At 70.2% G+C, this 16,765-nt stretch carries 10 protein-coding genes; 7 read left to right on the forward strand and 3 right to left on the reverse strand.

Features of this window, described 5'->3' with window-relative positions:
• Nucleotides 1–70 precede the first annotated feature (70 nt).
• Nucleotides 71–1,405, reverse strand: coding sequence for a NupC/NupG family nucleoside CNT transporter (locus tag IEX18_RS09725; protein WP_188658541.1), 1,335 nt, complete (start codon nt 1,403–1,405; stop codon nt 71–73).
• Nucleotides 1,406–1,576: 171 nt separating this feature from the next.
• Between IEX18_RS09725 and IEX18_RS09730 the strand changes: the two genes are divergently transcribed.
• Together IEX18_RS09730 and IEX18_RS09735 are read left to right on the forward strand one after the other, a co-directional pair.
• Nucleotides 1,577–2,221: a queuosine precursor transporter gene (locus IEX18_RS09730; RefSeq protein WP_188658542.1), complete on the forward strand. Its 645-nt coding sequence runs from the start codon at nt 1,577–1,579 to the stop codon at nt 2,219–2,221.
• A 2-nt stretch (nt 2,222–2,223) separates the two neighbouring features.
• On the forward strand, nt 2,224–2,844 hold the full coding sequence (locus IEX18_RS09735) for a GNAT family N-acetyltransferase (protein WP_188658543.1): 621 nt from the start codon (nt 2,224–2,226) through the stop codon (nt 2,842–2,844).
• A gap of 74 nt (nt 2,845–2,918) precedes the next feature.
• Here the strand turns inward: IEX18_RS09735 and IEX18_RS09740 are convergent, their stop codons facing one another.
• Nucleotides 2,919–5,408 carry a cellulase N-terminal Ig-like domain-containing protein gene (locus IEX18_RS09740; RefSeq protein ID WP_188658544.1) on the reverse strand — a complete coding sequence of 830 codons (2,490 nt, stop codon included), beginning with the start codon at nt 5,406–5,408 and terminating at the stop codon, nt 2,919–2,921.
• A gap of 290 nt (nt 5,409–5,698) precedes the next feature.
• On the opposite strand from IEX18_RS09740, the gene IEX18_RS09745 reads away from it, so the two are divergent.
• Entirely contained in the window at nt 5,699–6,496 is a 798-nt protein-coding gene (locus tag IEX18_RS09745; RefSeq protein ID WP_188658545.1) for an SGNH/GDSL hydrolase family protein, read from the forward strand.
• A gap of 137 nt (nt 6,497–6,633) precedes the next feature.
• Here IEX18_RS09745 and IEX18_RS09750 read toward each other — a convergent pair whose 3' ends face one another.
• The gene (locus IEX18_RS09750; RefSeq protein WP_188658546.1) at nt 6,634–10,110 is read right to left on the reverse strand and encodes a TonB-dependent receptor; all 3,477 of its coding nucleotides are present in this window, start codon (nt 10,108–10,110) and stop codon (nt 6,634–6,636) included.
• A gap of 253 nt (nt 10,111–10,363) precedes the next feature.
• Here IEX18_RS09750 and IEX18_RS09755 point away from each other — a divergent pair, with 253 nt between their 5' ends.
• The 4 genes from IEX18_RS09755 to IEX18_RS09770 are packed head-to-tail and all read left to right on the forward strand — an operon-like array spanning nt 10,364 to nt 16,762.
• Complete coding sequence (locus IEX18_RS09755) at nt 10,364–11,881, forward strand: tryptophan halogenase family protein (RefSeq protein WP_188658547.1); 1,518 nt, start codon at nt 10,364–10,366, stop codon at nt 11,879–11,881.
• On the forward strand, nt 11,881–13,332 hold the full coding sequence (locus IEX18_RS09760; protein ID WP_188658548.1) for a tryptophan 7-halogenase: 1,452 nt from the start codon (nt 11,881–11,883) through the stop codon (nt 13,330–13,332). Before IEX18_RS09755 ends, IEX18_RS09760 begins: the two co-directional genes overlap by 1 nt.
• On the forward strand, nt 13,329–14,933 hold the full coding sequence (locus tag IEX18_RS09765) for a tryptophan halogenase family protein (protein WP_188658549.1): 1,605 nt from the start codon (nt 13,329–13,331) through the stop codon (nt 14,931–14,933). The genes IEX18_RS09760 and IEX18_RS09765 overlap by 4 nt, the downstream gene beginning before the upstream one ends.
• Nucleotides 14,930–16,762 (forward strand): glycoside hydrolase family 9 protein, encoded by a 1,833-nt coding sequence (locus IEX18_RS09770; RefSeq protein ID WP_188658550.1) that lies wholly within the window; start codon nt 14,930–14,932, stop codon nt 16,760–16,762. The genes IEX18_RS09765 and IEX18_RS09770 overlap by 4 nt, the downstream gene beginning before the upstream one ends.
• Nucleotides 16,763–16,765 lie beyond the last annotated feature (3 nt).

Raw genomic sequence — 16,765 nt, forward strand, 5'->3', positions numbered from 1 at the left:
GCACCCAGTATAGGGACGGGGGGTGCCGGCGAGAAGCCCCGCCCCGGCAGCGCCCCCCCCCCCCCGCGCCTCAGCCGATCAGCAGCCCCGCCAGCGCGGCCGACATCAGGTTGGCGAGGCTGCCCGCGATCAGCGCGCGGATGCCCAGCCGCGCGATCACCGGACGCTGGTTGGGCGCGAGGCTGCCGGTCACCGCCATCTGGATCGCGATCGACGAGAAATTGGCGAAGCCGCACAGCGCGAAGGTGATCACGGCGACCGTCCGCGGCGACAGCTGCGCCGCCTGCTTGCCGAGATCGATATAGGCGACGAACTCGTTGAGCACGATCTTCTGCCCGAACAGGCCGCCGGCGATCCCCGCCTCGCTCCACGGAATGTTGAGGAGGAACATGACGGGCGCGAAGACATAGCCGAGCAGCCCCTGGAAGGAGAGGTCGGCGATCCCGAACCAGCGCCCCACCTCGCCGAGCAGCCCGTTGGCGAGCGCGACCAGCGCGACGAAGGCGAGCACCATCGCGCCCACCGCCACCGCCAGCCTAACGCCGGTCTGCGCGCCCTGGGCAGCGGCCATGATCAGGTTGGCCGGCTTCTCCTCGTCATGCGTCGCCTCGGGCAGCGGTTCGCCGGGCACGCCCTCGGGGGGCAGCGCGGCCGGCCCCTGCCCGCTGATCCGCGCCTCGGCGAGCGCGATCGCGCGGCCCTCGTCGGGCAGGTCGCCCAGCGGCAGCTCGCCCTCGGGCGGCACGGTGCGGTCGGGCATGATGATCTTGGCCATCAGGATGCCGCCCGGCGCCGCCATGAAGCTGGCTGCGAGCAGATACTGGATGCTGATCCCCATCGAGGCATAGGCGGCCAGGATCGTGCCCGCCACGCCGGCCATGCCGCTGGTCATCACCGTGAAGACCTGGGGCGGGGTCAGACCGGCGAGATAGGGGCGGATCACCAGCGGGCTCTCGCTCTGCCCGACGAAGACGTTCGCCGCCGCGCACAGGCTCTCGACCTTGCTGGTGCCGATCACCGTCTCGATCGCCCCGCCCAGCCAGCGGACGACGAGCTGCATGATCCCCAGATAATAGAGGATCGAGACCAGGCTGGCGAAGAAGATGATCACCGGCAGGGCGGAGATGGCGAAGCTCAGCCCGCCCACCGCCGGGCTGGCGAGATTGCCGAACAGGAACTTGGTGCCCTCCTGCGAATAGCCGAGCAGCGCCGCCACCCCGGCCGAGGCGCCCGCCAGCGCCGCGCGGCCCGGCGTCCAGTAGAGGACCATCACCGCGATCAGCGCCTGGAGCGCGAAGGCCGCGCCGACGACGCGCAGCCGGATCGCCCGCCGGTCGGTGGAGATCAGCACGGCGATGCCGAGGATCACGATGATGCCGGCGACGCCGATCAGGAAGCGGCTCACCGGGCCGCGCCCGCCAACCAGATCATGCCGGAAATGCCCAAAGCCACGCGAACAACCCCTTCTCCGGGCGATCCGCCCGTCCCGACCCCTGTCAGGCCTTCCGTTATCACCATAACCGCCGTGCGGAACAGCCGATTGTGCGCGCGGGTGACCAACGCTAGCTAACGGAGGATGGACCAGACCCGCGCGCCGATCTCGCCTTCGCTCTTCGCCTTCGCGATCTTCTACGGCGGCATGGTCTGCATCGCGGGCGTGCTCGGCAACAAGCAGGTGGCGCTGGGGCCGCTGGCGGTGGAGGCGGGGATCTTCGCCTTCCTCCTCCTCGTCGTCACGTCGAGCGCGGTGGCGGAGCTGCATGGCGGCGCGGTCGCGAACCGGCTGGTGCGGATCGGCTTCGTCCCGCTGGTCGCGTCGATCGTCCTCGCGGTGGTGGTGCTGGCGGTGCCGGCGAGCCCGGAGATGGACCCCGCCCGCGCCGACGCCTTCGCGCTGATGATGGGCGGCACGCCGCGCATCTGGGCGGGCGGCATCGTCGCCTATGGCGTGTCGCAGACGCTCAACGTCACCCTCTTCTCGTGGCTGAAGGGGCGGGAGGGCGCGAAGCTGCTCTGGCTGCGGGCCGGCCTGGCGAGCGTGCTGAGCCAGATCGTCGACACGCTGCTGTTCGTCACCATCGCCTTTCTCGGCGTGTTCCCGATCGGCCAGCTGCTGGTCGGGCAGATGCTCGCCAAGGTCGTGCTGTCGGCGGTGCTGGTGCCGCCCGCCATCTACCTGTTCGTCGCGCTCGGCCGCCGGCTGGACGGGGTGCGCGCCTGACGATGGCGGTGCCGGACGCGACGCTGCGCGCCTGGGTGACCGGCCGTTCGCTGGCGCGCGGCGTACCGGCGCCGGTGGCGGACAGGGGCGGCTGGCGCGTCGATACCGGCATGCCGGACGAGGCTTGCCGCTGGATCTTCGCAGCAGCGTGCCCCGGCCTGTCCGAGTTGGCGGAGACGATCGCGGAGCCCGGCCGGCTGCTCAAATGGTGCGGCACCGCCGACGCGGTGGCGCTGCCTGCGCGCTGGCGGGTCGAGGGCGGGACATGGTTCATGCGCAGCGACACCCCGCCGCCGGAGCCGCACCTGCCCGCAGGCTATCGCATCGACCTGATCGAAGAGCGCGCGCGGGTGCAGGTCACGATCCGCACCCTCTCGGGCGATCGCGCCGCGAACGGCTATGCCGCGGAGACGCCGGATGCCTTCATCTACGACCGGATCGTCACCGAGGCCGACCACCGCCGCAAGGGCCTCGGCCGCGCAGTCATGGCGGCGCTCGGCGCGACCCGTCGGGACCGCGCAATCCCGCAACTCCTAGTCGCGACCGACGCCGGCCGCCAGCTCTACGCGACGCTCGGCTGGTCGGTCCTCGCCCCCTATACCACCGCCGCCGTCGCGGGCTGAGCGAGAGCCCCGCCCCCACCCCCGTCATTCCCGCGAAGGCGGGTATGACGGGTTAGCAGAAGGGCGCTCCCCCGTTACTTCACCTCCTCGGTCGCGGCCATCGCCGCCCGCGCGGCGAGTATGTAGGCCGAGGTCGTCGACACCGTGTACTCGTTCTCGAACCACAGGAAGGGCCAGTCGAGCTTCTGCTCGGGGAAGTCCGGCTTCACCACCAGCACGCCGGGCACCAGCCCGCCGGGGATGAAGCTGTAGTCCGCCCGGTTGTGGCCATAGCCGATCAGCTTCGACTGGGTGCCCACGGTGGAGACCAGCGAGACGTTGGTCGCCGGATGCCGCCCCAGCACATAGTCGATCGCGTCGAGCGTGTAGCCGGTGCCGACGATCTCCGGGAATGCCTTGTGCATCAGGTACATGGTGGATCCGAAACTGACCACCTGCTGGGATCCGGCCCAGGTGCCCAGCCCGATCGGCACGCCGAAGGGATTGCCCTTCAGCTCGCCATCCATCTTCGCCTTCATCTCGCGCACCAGCGGCTCGAGCTGCTGGCGATAAGATGCGTCCATGAAGGGGATGGCGCGCACCGCGGGCGCACCGACCCACAGGAAATTCTGGCGGATCACCGGCAGCAGCTGGCGCAGCCGGTCGGCATAGACCCGGTCGCCCTTGCTGGTGATGAGCAGCTCGACCGTCGCGACGACGTTCGCCGCATCCGCCGAGCGCGGCGAGGAGGAATCGTCGCGGCCGTCGCCGGCCTTGATCGGGCCGTTCTGCTGCTTGGCCCACAGCGCCTTGGCCGCCGCCAGCGCCTCCGCCGACAGCGCCGCGTCGCTCGCCGCCAGCGCGCGTGCCGATCCGGCCAGCGCGCCCGCGACCATCAGGTTGTTGGCGGGCAGGTCGGTGGTGAAGGCCCAGCGATCGTCCTGATTGCCCGACGCAAGGCCCTTCCTCTCCCCCGGCTTCAGCGATGAATCGAACAGCAGTCCGTCGGTCTGCGATCCGGCATCGCCCAGATGCGCATATTGGCGCAGCACCGGATCGATGATGCCGACGATCGCATGGCCGAACACCTTGTACTGGGCGAGCAACTGGTGGGTGCCGTGGCGGATCTGCTGGATGGCGTCCTCGACTCCGTCGGGCTTGCGGATTTCGACCGCGCGGGCGGCCTCGTCGACGCTCGTCTCGTCCCAGTCGAGGCCGTAGAGCTCGCGCGCCCAGACCAGGTCGCGGACCACCGAGGCGTTCTCCGGCGTCTGGATGTCGTAGTCGCCCGCATCCTGGAAGCCGCCGATTGCAAGGCCGGGAATATGCTCGCCGGCCTTGAACGGCGAATCGGTCGTCGGCCCCATCTTGTAGCCGTCGAAATGGACGTGGTTGGGCGGGGCCTGCCGCGCGTCGTCCAGATGCGAGGGCGCCGACCAGACGCGATACTGTTCGCGAATGCCCATATGGTCCATCTGCTCGGCGATGAAGGTGTCGAGCGAGGTCTGCCAGATCCGGTCATAGGCATCGGCCGCGATGCGGAACGGATTGGTCGTCTGCCCGGCATAGGCGATCGCATAGACGCCCGGCTCGCGCACGCTGGAAAAGTCGAACGCGGCATAGTTGTAGCGCGTCCACTTTCCGCGGGGCTGCACCCGCGCGGTCAGCACCGTCTGCCGGCTGCCGTCCGCGCCCAGCCGGACGAGCTGCGCCTGGGCCGGCGCCCTGAAGTTCGGGTCGAGCTCGATCAGCGCCACCTTGCTCCGCCCCGGCGTATAGCCCGCCTGGTTGAACGAGACGACCGGCTGGCGCACCCAGTTCTTCACCACATTGGGGCGGACGTGCCAGACGACGGCGTTCTCCTTCGCACCGGCCGCGATCAGCGAGCGGACCACGAACCAGCCATTCTGCGCCCGCGCCCGCGCGTCGTAGAGCGCGAGCGTGCCCTGGTCGGAGGTGATCGACACGCGCGTCATCGGGTCTTCGGGCGACAGGGTGATCGACTTGCCACCCTGCGCCAGCGGCAGCGGGTCGCCCGATCCGTCGCGCGCCATCGGCCCGGTCGGATGGCGCGGAAACAGGCCCGGCGCGGCGTCCATCAGATAGGTCTTGCCGAAATAGGCGGTCGGCAGGAAATCGAGGTTGAAGCCCGCCTTCCCCGCCAGCGCCGCGGGCAGCGGCTGGTCGAGATCGACCGCGATCCGGAAACCGCCCGGTTCCGCCGTCACCTTCACCGCATAGGACAGGTTCTGCTCCTTATAGGCGGAGCGGACGACGATCTGGTTCGGCTCGGTCCCGCGCGTGCGGCTGACAAAGGCGGGGACGGGCGCCCATTGCTCGGGCGTGCGGTCGAGCCGCACGGCGCCGTCGGTCGCGATCCGGTCGCCGTGGAGCACGATCTGGATGCCGGCATTCTTCTCGTCGAAGAAGATCGGGCTGAACTGGTTCTGGTCGATCAGGACGCTCAGCCCCTGCGTCTCGAGCGTCTCGTTGGGCGAGACGGTGAGCGTCTGGGCGTGGACGCCGCAGGCCGCGGCGATCAGGCTGGCGGTAGCGAGCAGTGCGAACGGAACACGCTTGGGCATGTCTTCCTCCCCTCAAACGATGATAGCGTTATCACTCGCACGCCCGTCCGACATCAGGTCGTCCAGCCGCGCAGGTGCCGCATTTTCCGCGACCTCGGACAAGGTCATGGTAGCGATCCCAGACTAGCCGCTGCGACCGGATTAGCAACGCGAAATCAGTCTTATAGAGGTCAAGGTCGATGCGCGGCCGGCCGGTGCGGACCATGCTTCCCCGAACGCCCGCTGCCCTTTTCCCGCGTCCGCGCCGTCGATAGGATAGCGCACCCATAGACACAGGAGAGGACCCGCCGATGCGCCACCGGACACCACGCCTTCACGCCTGGCCGGCCGTCGCCGCCGCGACGCTGGCGGCATCGCCCGCCGCAGCGCAGGTCACGGCCGCCGGCGATCCCTTTGCGAGCGACCCGGTCGGGATCGTCGCGGATCCCTGCCCGCCGCATCCCAAGGTCGGCTGGAACGAGCAGCAGCTCCACAACTACACCCGCGATTTCGGCCAGCTCTGCCGCTATCGCGCGGAGAATGCGGCGCTGAAGCAGCCGGTCCGCGTGGTGTTCCTCGGCGACTCGATCACCGACAACTGGATCGGCGCCGATCCCGGCTTCTTCACCAACGGCATCGTCGATCGCGGCATCGGCGGCCAGACGACGCCTCAGCTCCTCGTCCGCTTCCGCCAGGACGTGCTCGCGCTGAAGCCGAAGCTCGTCCACATCATGATCGGCACCAACGACATCGCCGGCAATACCGGCGCGGCGACGATCGAGACGGTCGAGGGCCATATCGCCACCATGGCCGAGCTGGCGCGCGCCCACGGCATCCGCGTGATCCTCGCCTCGGTGCCCCCGGCCGCCGCCTTTCCCTGGGCCAAGGACAAGCAGCCGGTGCCGCAGATCGCCGCGCTCAACCGCTGGATCGCCGCCTATGCCAAGGCGCAGGGCTTCACCTATGTCGACTATCACCCGGTGCTGGCGACGCCGGAGGGCGGGATGAGGCCGGGCCTCGCCACCGACGGCGTCCACCCGACACCAGCCGGCTACGCCGCGATGCGCCCGGTGGCGGAGGCGGCGATCGCGCGGGCGATGGCGCGGTAGCCGGCCTCTCCAGCCATCCTGAAACGTCGCCCCGGCCCCGGCCGGGATGACGATGTCCGTATTCCGCAAGAGGCAAAGAAAAGGCGCGCTCTCCACGAGGAAGAGCGCGCCCCCAAGGTGCCGTTGGAGATCCGTGCTTAGAAGTTGCCGCGCAGGATGAACGAGAAGCGGCGGTCGTTGACGAAATAGGAGCGCGGCGCCGTCGCGGTGGAGCCGCTGATATAGGCCTGCTCGGTCTTGATGACCTGGTTGGCCAGGTTCACGCCCTGCACGCCGATCTTGATGTTCTTGGTGACGTTGAGCAGCGCCGACGCGTCGAGCTGGCCGCCGGCCGCCTGATAGATCGAGGTATAGGGGAAGATCACGTCCGCCGCGGTCAAGAGGTAGCGCGAACGCCAGCTATAGGCGGCGCGGAGCGACACCGGACCCTTTTCGTAGAAGACGGTCGCGTTGGCGTTGTGCTTCGACAGGCCCTCCAGCGGCAGGCTGCCCGGCACGATGTTCGACGTGCCCGACGGGGCGCCGCCGTTCAGGAACGAGTTGGGCAGGCCCTTGCTGTCGATATACGAATAGTTGAGGCTGGTGCCGAGCCCGCTGAAGAACGAGGGCAGGAAGTCGAAGGTCTGCTGGTAGGCGACCTCGAAGCCCTTGATCTTGCCATAGCCGTCGTAATTGGCCGGGCCGCGGACCTGCACCGTCTGGGTGATGCCGGCGCTGGTCACGTCGCGGTTGATCAGCGACTGGTAGAAGAAGTTGTGGACCGACTTGTAGAAGGCGTCGATCGACAGCTGCCCGACCCGGCCGAAATACCATTCCAGCGTCGCGTCGAACTGCCAGGCGGTCGCCGGCTTCAGATAGGGGTTGCCGGCCGTCGCGGTCGGCTGGCCACTGTTCGGATCGAAGCCCACCTGCAGGAAGTTGCGGATATTGGCCAGGTCCGGCCGGGTCAGCACCTTCGATGCCGCCAGACGCAGGATCAGGTCGCGGCCGAGCCCGAACTTCAGGTTCGCGCTGGGCAGCCAGTAGCCGTAGTTGGTCCGCGCGATCTGCGCGTTGGTCTGGCCGTTGGAGAAGGTGCGCAGCGCATTGTAGCCCGCCTCGCCCAGCGTACAGGCGCCGCCCGGCGTGTTGGTCACGACGGTGCCGTCGGGACGGGTGGTCGTGGTGGTGACGCAGCGGACGTTATAGGGATCGGCGGTACCGGTCTGCTGCTGGGTCGGCGCACCGATCGAGCCCGCCGAGGTCACGTCGGTGACGACGTAGCGGACGCCGACATTGCCGCTCAGCCGCACGTCGCCGAACAGCGAACCCGGGGTCGCGAAGTTCAGCTGCGCGTACAGGTTCTTGTCCTGCTGGGTGACCTGCTGGATCTCCGAGGGCAGGAAGGGGGTGCCGGCGACCACGCCGGCGCGCTCGGCGGCCGGCGTCCAGGTGGTCGCGGTCGCGCCGTTGGCGGCCCAGAGCCCGGCGACCTGCTTCAGATAGGCCACCGACGAGTCGTACCCGCCCCGCACCAGGTCGCCGGTATAGTAATAGGCGCCCGGCGGGCCGTTGGTCGCGCCACGGAAGAAGTTGGGGAAGCTGTAGAAGTCGGTCGACCCGGCCGACTGCGCGAACGAGACCGGGGCGGTGCCCGACCAGACCTCGCTCAGCGCGCCCCAGTTATAGGTGGTGTAGCGCACATCCGCACTGCGGTCGGCGTAGCGCGCGCCGAACTTGACGTGCGTCAGGAAGCCGCCCTCGCCGAACTTGTAGTCGAGGTCGGCGCGGAAGGCATATTCGCGGCCGGTGCTGTCCTCGACATGGTCCATCGCCGCGCGCCAGAACTGGACGTTGCGATCGGCGAAATATTGCTGGTCGGTCTCGCCGACCAGGGTCGGGTTGGGGGTCGCCCAGCTCGCCGCCAGCGTCGTCGGCTTGTGCGGGATCACCACCGGCAGCTTGCCCGAGATGTCGAGCTCCGAATCGGCGAAGGTCGAGCCGAATACGCGCAGGTCGGTATTGGTGTGGCGCGCGCGGGTATAGTCGCCGTCGAGGTTCAGCGACAGCCGCTCGCTCAGCTCGGTCTTCAGGTTCATCCCGAAGTCGTTGACGCTGTTCTCGTCATAGGTCTGGCCGCGCGACAGCGACTGCTGGGTGCCGCCGGTCGGGATCACGCAGGTGACCTGGCCGCTGCACGCCGCGCGATAGCCGCTGCCGGGCTGGGTGATGTAGCCCGACTGGAACAGGCCACCGTCGGTATAGGTATAGTTGGTGAAGCCGCCGACCGGGCATTCGGCGCGGGTGGTGGTGTTGCCGTTGGACACCGGGCCGTTGCCGTTCTGGAGACAGCCGACCGGATAGGTGCTGTACTCCGACAGGTCGGGCGCGGTCTCGAACGTGTGCTCGTTGGTCAGGTTGGTCGAGTGGGTGCGCAGGAACTGCGCGGTCAGCACCGTCTTGCCGTCGGTGCTCTGCCACTGGCCGGCCAGCGCGAAGCCGTCGCGTTTGCGGTCGAAATCCTGGGTGCGGAACTGCCCGCCGATCGGCGCATAGCGCAGGTCGGCCGGATCCGCGAAGCCGTCCGCGCCCGGCAGGTTGGCGGCGCCGCAGGCGGCGTTGGTGTCGGCCGTACCGCCGGAGACCGGCAGCGTCGTGCTGTCGCCCGAGCCCGGCAGCGGATTGCGGCACACGGTCGTGGTGGTCGAATTGGCCGCCAGCGCCAGCTGGTTGTCGCGGGTCTGGAAATTGGTGACCTGGATGCCGTCGGCGCGGCTGCGGATGCGCGAATAGGAGACGTTGCCGAGCAGGCCGAAGGTGCCGATGCCGGTGTCCCAGGTGTCGCTGACCAGCAGCGATCCGGTCGGCGACCATTTCTTCTGGAAGTCGCCATAATTGGCCTCGCCGCTGAACGCGACATGCAGGCCCTTGTTGTCGAAGGGCTTGCGCGTGTTGAGGTTGACCGTGCCGGCGAGCCCGCCCTCGATCAGCTCGGCGGTCGCGTTCTTGTAGACCTCGACCGAGCCGAGCAGCTCGGACGGCACGTCGCCGAAGTTGATCGCCTGGCCGCCGATGCCGGCCGAGAAGGTGTCGCGGCCGTTGAACTCGGAGCGGACGAAATTGAGGCCGCGCACGTTGACGCCCGAGCCCTCGACCGAGAAGTGGTCGGGGTCGTTGCTGCCGGCGAAGCGGCTGATCGCGACGCCCGGCACGCGCTGCAGCGCCTCGGTCACCGAACGGTCGGGCAACGCGCCGATGTCGCTGGCGGTGATCGCGTCGACGACCGTGTCCGAATTGCGCTTGATGTTCTGCGCGTTGGCAAGGCTCTGGCGGATGCCGGTGACGACGATCTCGTCCGCCCCGCCGGTGGAGGGATCGGCCTGGGTCTCGGCATCGGCGCCCGGCGCGGTGCCGGCGACCGGCTGGGTGCCCGCCGGGGTGGTGCTGGCGCTGGTCGCCGGCGTGGTGGAGCCCGCGGTGCCTTCGCCGGCCTGCGCGCCGGTCGGCGACGGGTCGCCGGTCTGCGCCATGGCGGGGGCGGCCAGGCTGGCGATGCACAGGGCGGTGGCCGACGCGCCGATCAGGAGGCGGTCGAAGCGATAGGAATTGCGAGCAGTCGGCGCTGAGTTGCGCATTTTAATCCCCTCCCTGAACGCGTACAGCACGCGCCGGAATGTTTGCCGTTTGTGGCAAATCGTTGAACGAACACATAATGATTGCGCTATCAGAGTGCGCGCGACAAGATGGAGAAATCGGGGCGCGCATAATCGGTCAGCAAGTGCGACATTCCTGCCACGGTCGGCGCCCGTCACCGTTGCCGGGCGGGTCGAGGCGAAGCAAGAAAGGTCTGCAGGATTCGCCTAACGGCGAACCGCGTGAGGAAGAGCGATGGCGGAGGCGGAACGGCTACGGGTGGTGATCGTCGGCGGCGGCACCGCCGGCTGGATGACGGCGACGGCGCTCGCCCGGCTGCTGCCGACCCGTTGCTCGGTGCGTCTCGTCGAATCGGACGCGATCGGCGTCGTCGGCGTCGGGGAAGCGACCCTGCCCCATATCCGCGCCTTCAACGAGCGGCTCGGCATCGCCGAGGCCGATTTCATGGCGCGGACCCGCGCCACCTTCAAGCTGGGCATCGAGTTCCGCGACTGGGGACGGATCGGCGACAGCTATGTCCACCCCTTTGGCACGTTCGGCAGCGGCACCGGCGCGATCGACTTCCATCATTACTGGTCGCGGCTGCTCGCCGAGGGCGCGGACCTGCCCCATCTCGACGCGCTCTCCTATGCCTGTGCGCTCGCCCGGGCGGGCAAGTTCGACCATCCGGCCCCCGCCGGGCAGGGCGGGCTGTCGGGCACCTTCGGCTATGCCTATCAGTTCGATGCGCTGCTCTTCGCGCCCTATCTGCGCAGCCTCGCCGAGGCGATGGGCGCGCAGCGGACCGAAGGGATCGTCGTCGATGTCGAGCGCGACGGCGAGACCGGGTCGATCCGCGCGATCACGCTGAAGGGCGGCGAGCGGATCGAGGGCGACCTGTTCGTCGACTGTTCGGGCTTCCGCTCGCTGCTCCTCGGCGAGGCGCTGGAGGAGCCGTTCGAGGACTGGTCGCGCTGGCTGCCGACCGACCGGGCGGTGGCGATGCCCTGTGCGACGCGTACCGCGGTGACCCCCTATACCAGCGCGATCGCCATGCCCGCCGGCTGGCGCTGGCGCATCCCGCTCCAGCATCGCACCGGCAATGGCTATGTCTATGCCAGTGCCTTCACGTCCGACGATACGGCACAGGCGGCGCTTGAGGCGGCGGTCGAGGGAGAGGCGATCGCCGCGCCGCGGCTGCTCCGCTTTCGCGCGGGCCGGCGGCGGCGCAGCTGGGTCGGCAATTGCGTCGCGGTAGGGCTCGCCAGCGGCTTTCTCGAGCCGCTCGAATCGACCAGCATCTATCTGGTCCAGCAGGCGATCACCGCCCTGATCGAGCTGTTCCCGGACCGCGAGCCCGCCGCCGCCGACCGCGACGAGTTCAACCGCGTGATCGACCTGGAATATGACCGGATCCGCGACTTCCTGATCCTGCACTATCACGCGACCACCCGGTCGGACTCGCCCTTCTGGGACTATGTCCGCACCATGGCGATCCCCGACAGCCTGGCCGAGAAGCTGGAGCTGTGGCGCCGGCGCGGGCGGGTGGTGAAATATCGCGAGGGCGTGTTCCTCGATGCCAGCTGGATCGCGGTCTATCTCGGCCAGGGGATCGTCCCGGCCGGGTGGGACCCGCGCGCCGACGCCGCCGATGGTGCGGCACTGCGCGACGGCGTCGAGCAGCTGCGCGCGGCGATCGCCGCGGATGTCGCCGGGCGACCCGATCATCGCGGCTTCATCGATCGCTACTGCCCGATGCGCGAGGCGGCCTGATGCGGGACGGTGCGATGCGCAGCGTGCTGGTGGCGGGCGGCGGACTGACCGGCTGGTGCGCCGCCGCCGCGCTGAAGCGGCGCGCGCCGTTCCTCGACGTCGCGATCGTCGCCGGCCCCGCCGCGCCCGCCGGGCTCGCCGACCGGATCGCCGCGGCGCTCCCCTCGCTGATCGGCTTCCATGCCGATCTCGGCATCGGCGAGGCGGATGCGCTGGGGCGGACCGGCGCGCGCCAGCGGCTCGGCACCGCGTTCATCGGCTGGGGCGGCGAGCCACATGTCCATGCCTACGGCCGATACGGCCAGCCGATCGGGCCGACGCCCTTCCACGTCCAGTGGATCCGCGCCGCCAGGGCGGACGCCGTCGCCCCGTTCGACCGCTTCTCGCCCGAAGCGGTGATGGGCCGGCGCGGCCGCTTCGCCCCGGTCGGCGCGTTCGGCCCGACGGTCTGCGGCCTCACGATCGACCCCGCCGAACAATGCCGCATGCTCAGGGCCTTCGCGCTCCATATCGGCGTGCGCGAGCGGCCGGGCGCGGTCGAGGCGGTGGCGATCGACGCGCGCGGCCATGTCGCCGGCGTGACGGTCGCGGGCGAGACGCTGGCCGCCGACCTCTATGTCGACGCGACCGGTCCCGACGCGCGGCTGCGCACCGCGATCGACGCCGCATGGGAGGACTGGTCCGCCTGGCTGCCCTGCGACCGCGTCCTGCTCGCCGATAGGCCGCGGGCCGCGCCGCCGCTCCTCACCCCCGTCACCGCGCTGGACGCGGGCTGGCAGTGGACCAGCGGCACGCAGCACGGCCTCGCCTACGCCGCCGCCCATCGCGACGAGGGGGCGGCGCGCGACATGCTGCGCCGCACCGCCGGCGCGGAGCCGGGCTCTGCGATCGCGATCCGCCCCGGCATCCGGCGCGCACCCTGGCAGGGCAATTGCGTCGCGATCGGCGATGCGGCGACGCAGATCGAGCCGCTCGAATGGTGCAACCTGCACCTCGCGCTCAGCGCGATCGACCGGCTGGTGACGATGCTGCCGGACCGCGACATGGCACCGATCGAGGCGGCCGACTTCAACCGGCAGACGCTGGCCGAGGCGGAGCGGGTGCGCGACTTCGTGGCGATGCACTATCGCACCGCGCGCGGGCAGACCGGCTTCTGGCGGCAGGCGGTGGAGCAGGAGCCGCCGGCGAGCCTCGCCCACAGCCTGACCCAGTGGTTCGAGCGCGGTCGCCTGCCCTTCTACGAGGAGGAGACCTTCACCCGCGACGGCTGGGCCGCGATCCTGCTCGGCCGCGGCCATCTGCCGCGGCGCGTCGATCCGCTGGCCGAGGCGCTGCCGCTCGACCAGCTGCGCGCGATGCTGGCGCGGATGGCGGACGGGATCGCCGCCCCACCCCCACCGTCGCGTCCGGCCGCCGGCTTCGCGATGCAGCCAGGACGCGTTTCAGCATGACCGATCACAGGATCCGCCGCATCGTCATCGTCGGCGGGGGCACCGCCGGCTGGATGACCGCCGCCGCCCTCGCGCGCAGCCTCAACACCGGCTACACGCAGGTGACGCTGGTCGAGTCCGAGGAGATCGGCATCGTCGGCGTCGGCGAGGCGACGATCCCGCCGATCATCAGCTTCAACCGCATGCTCGGCATCGACGAGAACGCGTTCCTCGCCGCCACCTCGGGCACCTTCAAGCTGGGCATCGAATTCGTCGACTGGGGCGCGCAGGGCGAGCGCTACTTCCATCCCTTCGGCGCCTTCGGCCACGATCTCCAGGGCGTCCATTTTCACCAGCTCTGGCTACGCGAGCGCAGCCGTCGCGCGCTGCCGGCGATCACCGACTGGTCGATGAGCGCGGCCGCCGCCGCGCAGGGCCGGTTCGGCCGGGCCAAGGCCGATGCGCGCTCGCCGGTGCGCGAGCTGTTCTACGCCTTCCACTTCGATGCGGCGCTCTACGCCCGCTTCCTGCGCGACTATGCCGAGCGGGGCGGCGTGACCCGGGTCGAGGGGCGTATCACCGATGTCGACCTCGACCCGGCGAACGGCCACGTCGCCGGGCTGACCCTGTCCGACGGGCGCCGCGTCGAGGGCGACCTGTTCGTCGACTGCTCCGGTTTCCGCGGGCTGCTGATCGAGGAGGCGCTCGCCACCGGCTATGAGAGCTATGCGCGATGGCTGCCCTGCGACCGCGCCGTCGCCGTGCCCTGCGCGCTGCCCGACCCGCGCGAACCCGAAGCCTTTACCCGCGCCACGGCGCGCGCCGCCGGCTGGCAGTGGCGCATCCCGCTCCAGCACCGGCTGGGCAACGGCCTGGTCTATTGCAGTAAATTCCTGTCGGACGATGATGCCGAGGCGCAGCTGCTCGCCAGCCTGGAGGGCGAGGCGCTCGCGCCGCCGCGGCGGCTGCGCTTCACCGCCGGTCGCCGGCTGCTCAGCTGGAACCGCAACGTCGTCGCGCTCGGGCTGGCCGGCGGCTTCATCGAGCCGCTCGAATCGACCAGCATCCATCTGGTGCAGGCGGGCATCCAGCGGCTGATCGCCCTGTTCCCGGACCGCCGCTTCGCCGCCGCCGAGCGCGACGAGTTCAACCGCCAGATGCGCGACCTGTACGAGGATGTGCGCGACTTCATCATCCTCCACTATCACGCCACGCGACGCGACGACTCGCCCTTCTGGAACCAGGTACGGACGATGGAGGTGCCCGACAGCCTGTCGCGCAAGCTCGACCTGTGGCGCGGCAAGGGCCGGCTGTTCCGCGAGGGCTACGACCTGTTCAGCAATCCCAGCTGGGTTGCGGTGTGCCTGGGCCAGGGTATCGTACCCGAGACCTGGGAGCCCGCCGCCGACGCCCTCGACGAGACGCTCGTCGCCGGTGCGATGGACCAGATCCGCCAGGGCTATGCCGACACCGCCGCCCGGCTGCCCAGCCATGGCGACTTCCTGCGCATGGCCGCGCCCTCGCCGCTCGCACCCGGCATGGCCGCCCCGCCACAGACCGGCAGCCCGGGCTACGCCTTCGCCGCCACCCCGCCGAACGACCCGAAAGGCCCGTTGCTGTGATTCGCCGCTTCCTTCCCCTGTTCGCGCTGATCGGCGCCGCGCCGGCGCCCGACGCGCCGGCACCGGCGGTCCACGCCAACCAGATCGGCTTCCTGCCCGATGCGGCGAAGCGGATCGTCGTCACCGATCCCGCCACGCGCCCGCTCGACTGGCGGCTGCTCGACGAGTCGGGCACGCCGGTCGCGACGGGGAAGAGCCGCGTATTCGGCGACGATCCCGTGTCGGGCGATCACGTCCACTGGATCGACGTCTCGGGCGTCACCCGGCCGGGCCGCTACCGGCTGGAGGTCGGCGGCCGCGCGGCCGCGCATCCGCTGGTCATCGCGGCCGACACCTATCGCCCGCTCGCCAAAGCCGCGCTGAACTATTTCTACCAGAACCGCGCCGGCACGCCGATCGAGGCGCGCTTCGCCGGCGGGGCGGCCTGGGCGCGGGCCGCCGGCCACCCGCACGAGGTCGCCGGCTGCTTCAAGGGACCGGACGAGACCGGCACGACCTGGCCGGGCTGCGGCTACACGCTCGACGTGACCGGCGGCTGGTACGATGCGGGCGACCATGGCAAATATGTCGTCAACGGCGGCATCGCGCTGTGGACGCTCCAAAATCTCTACGAGACCCATCAGGCAGCCTCGCCCTTTCCCGACGGCAGCACCGCCCTGCCCGAAGCCGGCAACCGGATCGACGACCTGCTCGACGAGGCGCGCTGGGAGATGCGCTTCCTGATGGCGATGCAGGTGCCCGACGGACAACGGCTCGCGCTGCCGGTCGGACGACAGGGCCGCGGCGCGCTGGCGCTGACCCCCGTCGATGCCGGCGGCATGGCCCACCACAAGGTCGCCGACCGCAACTGGACTCCGCTGCCGACCGTCCCGGCCGAGGATCGCGAGGAGCGGCTGCTCTATCCGCCCAGCACCGCCGCGACGCTCAACCTCGCCGCGGTCGCGGCGCAGTGCGCCCGGATCTGGCGCGCGATCGATCCGGACTTCGCCGGCCGGTGCCTCGTCGCGGCGCACCGCGCCTATCGGGCCGCGCTGCGCAATCCTGAGATCTATGCCGCGCAGGGCTTTACCGGCAGCGGCGGCTATGGCGACGGCGACCTGTCCGACGAATTCTACTGGGCGACGGCGGAGATGTATGCCGTCGCGCCCAGCCCGGCGCTCGCCGCGACGCTGCACCGCATGGCCGGCGGCACGGGGCCGCTGGCGGGCGAACCGAGCTGGGGCAGCGTCGCCGCGCTCGGCACGATGACGCTGGCGACGGCGGCGGGCGTCCCCGCCGCCGAACGCGATGCCGCGCGGCAGCGGCTGGTCGCGCTCGCCGACCGCTTCCTCGCCGAGGGCGAACGCTCGGGCTATCACCTGCCCTATGGCAGCGACCGCTATGCCTGGGGATCGAACGGCAGCGTGCTCAATCGCGGCGTCATCCTGGCGATGGCGGCGCGCTTCACCGGCGCGCGCCGCTATCGCGACGGGGCGGTCGATGCGATCGACTATGTCCTCGGCCGCAACCCGCTCGACCAGAGCTATGTCTCGGGCTTCGGCTGGCAGCCGCTGCGCCACCCGCACCACCGCTTCTGGGCGAGCCAGTTCGACCCGCGCCTGCCTGGCCCGCCGCCGGGCGCGGTCAGCGGCGGCGCGAACAACACCGCCTTCGCCGACCCCGTCTCCGCCACGCTGAAGGGCCGCTGCGCGCCCCAGCGCTGCTGGATCGACGATGCCCGCGCCTATGCCGACAACGAGGTCGCGATCAACTGGAACGCGCCTTTGGTCTGGCTCGCCGCCGATCTGGCGATGCCGGCGACGCAACCGACACCACCGAGCAAGGGATGACGA

Origin of the sequence: Sphingomonas metalli, assembly GCF_014641735.1 — a bacterium.
Taxonomy (GTDB): Bacteria; Pseudomonadota; Alphaproteobacteria; order Sphingomonadales; family Sphingomonadaceae; genus Sphingomonas; species Sphingomonas metalli.